General features: G+C 36.0%; 4 protein-coding genes. All 4 read right to left on the reverse strand.

What is annotated here, in order from left to right; translation table 11 throughout:
- Positions 1-408: 408 nt before the first annotated feature.
- Positions 409-1,506 carry a serine hydrolase domain-containing protein gene (locus E1171_RS14620; RefSeq protein WP_187696470.1) on the reverse strand — a complete coding sequence of 366 codons (1,098 nt, stop codon included), beginning with the start codon at positions 1,504-1,506 and terminating at the stop codon, positions 409-411.
- A 644-nt stretch (positions 1,507-2,150) separates the two neighbouring features.
- Positions 2,151-4,181 (reverse strand): tetratricopeptide repeat protein, encoded by a 2,031-nt coding sequence (locus E1171_RS14625; protein ID WP_155206773.1) that lies wholly within the window; start codon positions 4,179-4,181, stop codon positions 2,151-2,153.
- A 640-nt stretch (positions 4,182-4,821) separates the two neighbouring features.
- Positions 4,822-6,372 carry a SusD/RagB family nutrient-binding outer membrane lipoprotein gene (locus E1171_RS14630; protein WP_155206774.1) on the reverse strand — a complete coding sequence of 517 codons (1,551 nt, stop codon included), beginning with the start codon at positions 6,370-6,372 and terminating at the stop codon, positions 4,822-4,824.
- Positions 6,373-6,392: 20 nt separating this feature from the next.
- Positions 6,393-9,599 carry a SusC/RagA family TonB-linked outer membrane protein gene (locus E1171_RS14635; RefSeq protein ID WP_155206775.1) on the reverse strand — a complete coding sequence of 1,069 codons (3,207 nt, stop codon included), beginning with the start codon at positions 9,597-9,599 and terminating at the stop codon, positions 6,393-6,395.
- Positions 9,600-9,668: the final 69 nt, after the last annotated feature.

The raw sequence follows: 9,668 nt of genomic DNA on the forward strand, positions 1-9,668 counted from the left end.
TTTATAAAAAGGAGTAATAAAAGGGTTTGTACCCATACAACCAGAATATCGATGTACTCTATAAGGGAATAATTATAAACTGTAAATTTAAAAAAAAGCCAAATGGCCACTATGAGTAGGTAAATACCAACAAGTTGATAGTCTGTTTTATTTAATTTTAAACTATTCATCTATGATTTGAAAAAAATCAGATATTAATTTATTCCCATACCAAAGAATCATAAAATGTAATCCCTACTTAAATATGATTTTGTATGGATAAAACCTTAAATGTTAAAAATCATGGCTCCATTTCTTAATTAAATATTCGAAAAGGAGGAATCCAAAAATTTCAACCTTAAGGATAATTACTATTTATATTTCAGCTCTCCTATTATTAATTTATTGCCGACATTGGAAGAGATCAACCTATTTCATCCCATTCAGATACATGAGAAATTGTAAAGGCAACATGGATTGATTGGCATTTGTAAACATTACATACCCCCATTTCTTCTCTCTGTTAATAGCAAATAAACTAGTATATCCCCAATTGTTTCCTCCATGAGCATACAATGTCCCCATTGGAAGAGTAACTTTTGCAAATCCTAATGTCCAATTCGTTACCCCTTGAGCCCGTTCTTCTGCATCTTCCGGAAGTTGAACCTGTGCCCTAAAAAGAGCATTAAAACTTTCTTTTGTTAAGCCCTTTTCTTCCAGAAGGGCAATTAGCCATTTAGAAAAATCCACTGCTTCGGAATGAATCGAATAAGCAGAGCCAAATTCACCAGTGACTTCTTCTCCTTTAATTCTATTTCCCTTGTCATAAGGTTTGGACTTGTTTTTAAGATTATTTGAATCCTGAACGTACTTTGTATATTGTAATTGGAGAGGTTGAGCAACTTGTTTTTGATAGATTGCTTCCAGGCCTTCATCATCGCAATTTAGAATGTGAGCCATTACTTTAGCAAGGTATTGGTATCCTTCCCCAGAATATTCGTAGGAGGTACCTGGTTCAAACTTAATTGATAATTTATTATCTGGAGCCTCAGTCCTCCAGTTAGGAAATCCGGTAGTATGGGAAAGCACCATTCTAGCAGTAATTTTTTTGTAACGCTCATCCCCAGCAATATCCTCATAGGGCAGGTACTCATGTAATGGTTTATCCAAATCTATTTTACCATCTTCCACAAATTTCATGACAAGATAGGCAAAGAGGGGTTTTGAAAGAGATGCTCCCTCAAAAATAGTTTTGTTGGTTACCTTTTGTTTAGCTTCAATATCCGAATACCCCTTTACTGTTTTGTAGATCACTTTTCCTTCGTTTATGATCGCTACTGACAGACCAGGAACCTGATGCTGTTTCATCAATGCCTCCAGAGTTGTCTCTAACGAATCAACAGAAACTTCCTGGTCCAACAAATTCATAATTGTGTTATCTTCATTATTTTTTTCCTGACAAAGAATTGGATTCCATACTGTTGTTATAAATAATCCCGAAAGAAATATTCTGACTAAAGATTTCATTTGTATTGTATCTAATGATTGGATATGGGTTAATTTTCTTACTAAAATGTAGGGATTATTTGAATCAAAAAAATAAAAACAGATAAGGGAGAACAATTTAATGATCGGTTGGGAGAAAAAAGGGATAAGCATAAAAAGAGGAAATCATAACTTCCTCTTATTGCTATAATTTACTCCATATTAGACCTGATTGTATTCTTTCCAATCCTTTATCAGATAATTCAAGGTCTCAGCTAGAACATTTATTGATGAATTAGGATGAAAAGCTAATTCCATTTTTTCCTTTCATCGTTGCTTGGTAAACCCCAAAAAAAACATCCTTCATCTCTATCCGATTCACCATTATACTCGTATCAATTGGAACTTCTCTATTAGAACCTTTCAAACCAATTGGTTAGAATCTCTTAATCTATCCACTTTACTTCCTATCATGGCAGGATACAAAACCAAAACTGTTTGGGTCCGATTTTTTTTCCTTAAATCAAAGCCAGTGTAATAGAATCAATATTAGATTAGGAACACTAATTTCTTCGGTCCTTACGGTAACCGTCACTTTCATTTGAGGGAAGTTTGTTTAAAACTCCCATTATCATAGAGAATTTTCTAACAAATTTAGAATTTCTACCTCCTACAATCTTCTAAACTTAATTAATTGAAATCACTAAATTTCGGATGTTTTCTTCCGGGGAAAGATCCATTTTCTTTTTCAAGCGATGAATCCTGCTTTTAACTGTGTTCAATGTTAAATTGGTCACCTGGGCAATGGATTTATTATCCATGCCTATTTTGATATAGGCACAAATTTTCAAATCGTTCACGGTTAAATTGAAATATTGACTGCGAATAGAAGTGAAGAAATCAGGGTGAACCTGTTCAAATTGATGAACAAAACTATCCCAGCTACCATTGGTGTCAATATTAGATTTAACCAATTTTTGAATCCTTTTTAGTTCTGCCGATTCTATCTCTTTATTTTTTTGTGACAATACTTGAATCTTCTCATCAATTTTTTTCAATATGCCATCTTTTTCATGCTGATTCATCGTAAAAGCAGCAATCCTCCTATCCTTTTCCTCAAGATTAGTTTTCATGAGGGCCTGCTCCTTTTTATACATTTCTGCCAACTCTTGATTTTTCAGTGCTAGATCATCGGCCTGTTTAGCCAAAACCCGATTTGCTTTAATTTTTCGTTTATAAGATCTAAAACTGACAATAAAAAGCGCAATAGATAAGAAAGTAATTATTATTATCGTATTCCTAATCAATTCGGCCTTTTCAATTTCTTGCTGAAATTCCATTGCTTGTTTTTCCTTTTCCAGCTCAAAAATCTCCCTCTCCTTTTTAGAATGATAGTCATATTCCACTCTAGCCATTTCCAGTCGTTTTTCCTGGTTAAAGGATGAATCCGTATTGACATGAAGTTTCTCCAAATGACCAAAAGCCTTTTCATAGTTACCTTTTTCTTTCTCCACCTTATAAAGCACATCAAATAAATCGATTCTGGCCAAAAGATTTTGGTCTTCAACATCTACATTTTCAAGGGCTTTTTCTGCCAATTCCTTTGCTTTATCATAAGCTCCTAAATCCAGATAAATATTTGCCAGCTTTCCATAAACAGCTATGGCTTCCCCCGAAAATTTGTTTTGTGCAATTTCAAGAGTTTCATTTAAAAGAAGGATAGCTTCTGACAGTCGACCGGACTTATATAGCAATTCGCCTTTTCCCTTCATGGCTTTGATAAGGGGCTTTTTATATTGGGTAAGGTTAAAAGTAGTAATGGCTTTATCATAATAATAAAAAGCACTATCCTGCATACCTTTATTCCTAAAATAAGTGGCATAATTGGAGGCTGTGTGGGCAACAAACCTTTTGGTTCCTGTTTTTAGAGCCAAATTATATTCCTTATCAAAATATTCCTTTGCCTGTTCTCCATCGTGAAGTTGTAAATAGTATCTACCTAAGCGATCATATACAAGCATGACCTCAAGCTCATTTCCATATTTTTCAAAAATCGCTAATGACTTCAGGTAATGATCCACGCTGAGGCTATAATTTCCCTCATCTTGGTAGAGTAGAGCCAGACCTAAATAATTAAAGCCCAATCCCAGGGTATCCCCTATTTCCTGAATATAGAATGCACTCTTTTGAAGATTTTCAATGGCCTCATCCATTAATTTCCTCTCCTTCATTAGGACACTCAGGTTGTTATAATTATAAGCAAGCACCTGACCATTGTCCACTTTCTCAGCCCATTCAATGCTTTTTTGGTGTACCACTATGGCTGAATCGATTTTGCCAACACGGTAAAATACAATTCCCATATCATTTAAGGCTCTGGCCATCTTTCCCAAAAATTCTGAATCAGCTGTATCCCAATTTTTACCCAAGAGTTTCCTAAAGTAATGGAGGGATTCTTCATATTTATCCAGACTAAAATAAAAATCGGCATACACCCAATTTAAAAGGTCTGTTTCCAGCTCCAATTCATCTCTTAGTGTCAATGCATATAAAGAATCAATAAGGGGTAAAACCATTTTGTGTTGATTCTCATCAATTAGCGAATCGGCAATGTAGATTGCCTCCCGCACTCCAGATGAACCAGAATGCCCTGCACTGTACAGCTTTTGGAAAAATACAAGAGAAACCAGTGTGAATATGTAAAAAAAACGACTCAAAAATTTAAAAATTAGATATTACCAATGTGTAAAGGAACAAAGAAGAGAATTAAATCCCAAGCTTCACTTATAGAAGGGGCAAACCCTATGCACTCCTTCAAAGTGGTCATGAAAAGGCTTATGGGGTATTTTATTGAAATATAAATTATTAAACTTCCTGTCATTGTTGAAAGCCCTTGATCCTTTAATTAATTCTCACATGCTAATGCAATCAAAAAATCTATTTTATGTAAATATTGTTGTTTGCAAAATGGAGGTATTCCTATTATCTAGTTCAATTATCTGAACATTGGGTAAACCTGAAGACATCCATCTCTGTTATTTAAATCAATTTTAAAGATGAAAAAACTTAATCTCTTACCTTTATATCTTCTGACTTTCATTGGATTGGATCCATTAGCTCATGGCCCATAAATTAAATAAGCCTTCAAGGAAGCACTTCCGAACAAATGCCTATCTAAATAAAATCAAACGCCCTAGCCCAATAACATCCGAAAGACCAAAAATAAAACCCAATTTTAACACCACAACTGAAACTTTGTCTATTATTAAACAAACCCCATAAAAAGGTCTCCAAGTTTAATAAAACTTGGAGACCTTTCATTTAAAGGGAAATCAATTTCCCACTCCAAATCTTTTATCACTCAGCATCCCACCATACCCTGTCAATAAGGTCTGCTCCACCTTGGGCACTGATTGCACTGGAATAATTACTGCCATTGGTTGAATTTTCAAGTGTTGGATAGGTAAATCGCCTTGGAATTACGCCTGAAGTAAAGTTGGTACTTGCAGCTTGAAGTTCCGGAAATCCAGTTCTTCTCCAATTAGAAAATGCTTCTACCCAGTTTCCATACAATGCTACCCATTTTTGTTCACCTATTAATTGAAGAGGTTTTTCTGCCTGCTCATAATTAAAATTCGGATGGTCCAAGAAATTATCAATGGCCGCTTGATCTTCTACACCAAATTGCTCCATAGAAGCTTTAACAGCATTCTCATAAAGCTCCTGGGCCTCAGCGCTCCCATTTTTTGCCGCCAATTCAGCTTTAATAAATAGCACTTCTGAATAAGTCATCAGAATAGCGGGTGAATTTGCAGAACCTTGAGCGTCCCCCACCTTAGAGGATTTAAACATAGTATAAAGAGGATCATCTGCATCATCCTTTAACTCTCCAATACTGTTCATTCCGTTATGAATTCCAATGTATTCCCCTCCTTCGTAAATGACATTGTCATCCGCATCTTTTTCTTCTTCAGATTTCTTTGCAAATAAAGGAAGGCGGGGGTCTATATAATCTGGGGAAATTTCCGTACCTCCTCTCATCATATCAATCAATGTTTTACTCATTCGAAAATCTCTTGGACGGGCATTAATTCGTGAATAAACAGGATTGGCAGCATCTCCAGAAAAAATCAATTGAGCATTTTCACTGTTTTTTTCCATAAGTGCTTTTGGATCTTCCAACAAGGAATTAATCTTTGCATCGTAAGTGCCAGGCATTTTCTTACTAAGGTGCATATACATTCGTAACTGTAAAGAATTAGCAAATTTCAGCCATTTTCCCATATCTCCACCGTAAATAAGGTCTTCAGAGGAAGGTTTATTATTTTCGTCTGGTTCTATTACAATTAAGCCCACAGCATCCTCAAGCTCACTTAGTAAACTATTGTATATAGTTTCCTGATCGTCATATGATGGAGTAAGAGACCCTCCCTCTTCATCGCCCTCTAGGGCTTCCTCATAAGGAATACTTCCCCAAACATCGGTCATAACGCTATAGGTATATGCTTTCATTATTTTAGCAATAGCAATATAATTGGATTTATTAAACCCAGTTTCAGTTTGTATCTGAAAACTTTTATCCTCAATAAATTTAAAGTCCTTTAGGGCTCCAAAATACAATTCATCCCATATTATGTTTGAAATGGCAGACATAGATCGATATTGATCAGCGGAAGGGTATTCCGATTCAGCAATATGTTGTACCCAATTAGAGGTCGTCAGAAATCCTATTTGAAAATTAACCTCAAAGGCAACCCTAGCCATGGCATAAGGCATTACTGACTCAGGAGTGGTAGATTCTGTAGCATTAGGATTAGTATTTAAATCATCGAAACCCGTCTCACATGCCACCATGACAAGAACAAGATAAACTGCTAAAATTCGACTAATATATTTTAATAATTTCATAATACTTCTTTTTTAAGGGGTTATAATGTGACATTTAGACTAGCACCAAAACTTCTAAGGGAAGGGTGAGAATTTGTTTCTATACCTTGAGCATTTCCTGAACCAAAGGCACTAGTTTCAGGGTCAATATGAGGCACATTGGAGTGAATTAACCATAAGTTTCTTCCATAAAGGGATATATCAATCTTCCCAAATGGAGTGTTTTTAATCAAAGAAGCTGGCAGGCTATAACCCACTTTAACTTCACGAAGTTTAATAAAAGAGCCATCATAAACACTAGTTTCAAAACCTCCATAATTTTGATAATAATTTTGAGAACTTACCACAATGTTATTTTGTGTATTCGTAGGATCCCCATTTTCATCTGCTAATACCCCCGGAACAACTAATCCGGTTTCATTTCCTCCTTCCCTACCTAACAAGGAATTATCCAATACTCCAGCGTATTTTCCAAAGTAATCAGTTACTGAAAAAATATCTCCCCCTTGTTTCATATCAATTAAGAAACTTAACCTTAAATTTTTGTATTCCACCTCATTCCATAGACCTGCCATAAAATCTGGACTGACATTTCCTAGGATTTCTGTACCACTGGTAACAATAGGTAGACCATCACTATTTATCACCAATCGATCTTGATCATCACGCAAAAACTTGGTTCCCACAATAACACCATAAGGTTCCCCTTCCCGTACTTCAATATTTACTCTTTCTTGGCCCAAAATAATAGAGGTCACATCTGGGTGAATGGATACTACCGTATTTTTATTCTTGGAGAAATTAAGTGAAGTATTCCATTTGAAGCCATTTGGTAAATCCAAAGGAGTAGCATTAATCATCAATTCAACTCCTGAATTCCTAATTTCTCCGGCATTTAACATTTTCTCCTTAAAGCCACTAGCTGAAGATAATCGGACTGGAACTAATTGATCCTTTGTAAGAGCACTGTAATAGGTAAAATCTACACTCAATTTACCATCCAGAAACCTCAAATCTGTTCCTATTTCCCAAGAAGTTGTCCTTTCAGGCTTTAAATCAGCATTGGCCAAAAGGTCTCCTGTAGTGAATGATGGTTGACCATTCAACGGAAAGTTAATATTGACGGACCCCTCATCAATGATTGGCTTTGTAAAATAATTAATCAGTCGATACGGATCGGTGTCATTGCCGACTTGTGCTATTCCCCCTCTTATTTTACCAAAACTTAAGAATGGAAGATCAATTATATCAGAAAAGACTACACTGGTATTAATCGCTGGATAAAAATAGGAACGGTTCCCCTTCGGAAGAGTTGAGGACCAATCATTTCTTCCTGAAATATCCATAAAGACAACATTTTTGTACCCCACCTGCCCAGTAAAATAAAGGCCGTTAATACGTTTTGCCAAGGTATAATTATTAACGATTGGGTTACCTGCCACATTACCAAGGTTATAAATATTTTCCGCAATTAGACCCTCTGCAAAAGCATAGGAATTTCTCACTTCCTTATGATAGCGGTTTAATCCTACCATGGCATTTGCACTAAACTCATTTCCAAAATCCTTCTGTGCACTTATGACATAATCAATGTTGTAAGTTTTTACAAAGTATTTATCTTCATAAAAACCTCCATTAGCAAAACGAGTAGGATAAACTGTACCTACCGCATATACCTGTTTCCTGAAATCATTATAAAAATCTGTTCCTGCACGAAAAGAGGTTGATAACCAATCCGTTAATTGATATTCAAGATTAACATTACCAATAATCCTGTCCTTTTCATCCTTGTTAACATTTTCATTTAAAGTAAAATAAGGATTAGATTGCCAATCTCGTACTGGAGCAAACATTTTATTAGTAACCGGATCAATTAGAAGATTTCCATTCTCATCCCTATAATTTTTATAAGACGTTATATCTGTTTGGCGACCAAACCAATTAAATAAAGATTGAAAAACATTAGAAGATTCATATCCCCCACCAGGCCGGTTTTCACCTCTACCTCGGGTATAATTAATGCTGGCCGTAACATTTAAACTTTCACTAAGTTTACTTCCTCCTTTAAATCCAAATGTATTTCTTCCATAAGCTGTATTAGGAAGGATCCCCTTTTGACGAAAATCCGACACCGAAAACCTAAAATGTGATTTATCAGAACTTCCTGCAAGAGCCAGGTTATGACTCATAATATGTCCTGTTTCAAGAAAATCCTTTACATTATCGGGATTGGCTTCCCATCTTACCCTATTTCCCCACATATCCACCATTTCACGGCCATCAAACGGTGCTCCAAAACTTTGATCCCACCCTAAATAACCGGTACTTTGGTTATCTCCACGATCGGATTCCTCACCTTGTCCATATAGATTTTGAAAAGAAGGTAATCGGAGTGGATTAGTAAAAGCGTAGGAAGTATTATAAGATATGCCAATCCCACCATTTTTACCATGTACCCCTTTTCCCGACTTTGTGGTAATCACTATGGCTCCATTTTGAGCCCTAGAACCGTAAAGTGCCACTGCAGTAGGTCCCTTTAACACATTAAAGGAGGCAATATCTTCAGGATTTAGATCCATGGCAGCATTACCGTAATCTACGGTATTTTCTGACTCGCTTTCTCTAGTACCATCACTGGTTGTCATTACTTCATCATCGGATGAAAAAGAAGAGTTATCAATAGGAATTCCATCCACAATGAATAGGGGTTGATTTTCTCCTGTAAAGGAGGAGTTTCCTCTTATAACAATCCGAGAAGAGGCACCTACCGCCCCAGATGAATTAGTAACCTGGACCCCCGCCACTTTTCCTGCTAATGCATTTACAATATTAGTTTCTTTGGATTCTGAAATTTCGTCGGCATTAACCTCCTGAACTGAATATCCCAAAGCTTTTTTCTGCCTTTCAATTCCCAGAGCGGTTACCACCACTTCCGACAGTTGTTGGACATCCTCACTCATCATAATATCCAAAACGGACCTGGCTCCAATTTCTACTTCCTTCTTGGCAAGCCCAATAAAGGAAAAAACCAATGTCCCCCCCTCCTCAGGAATTTCCAAACTAAACTTACCATCCACATCGGTAATGGTACCAATATCATTTCTATCTTTTAAAATGACATTTACTCCTGGCAAAGGAGAAGAATCCTGCTCCGCCATAACGGTACCCGTTATAACTCTTTCTTGAGCATACGATTGCCAGGCTAGAGAGCAAACTAGCAACAAACAGATTAGTACAATTTTTTTCATACTTTTAAATTTTAGGTAAATAAATAAATTACATTTCACAGTTTTTAAACCAATTACCTAAATTATTAC

It is taken from the genome of Xanthovirga aplysinae (genome assembly GCF_009711365.1).
GTDB classification, from domain to species: domain Bacteria; phylum Bacteroidota; class Bacteroidia; order Cytophagales; family Cyclobacteriaceae; genus Xanthovirga; species Xanthovirga aplysinae.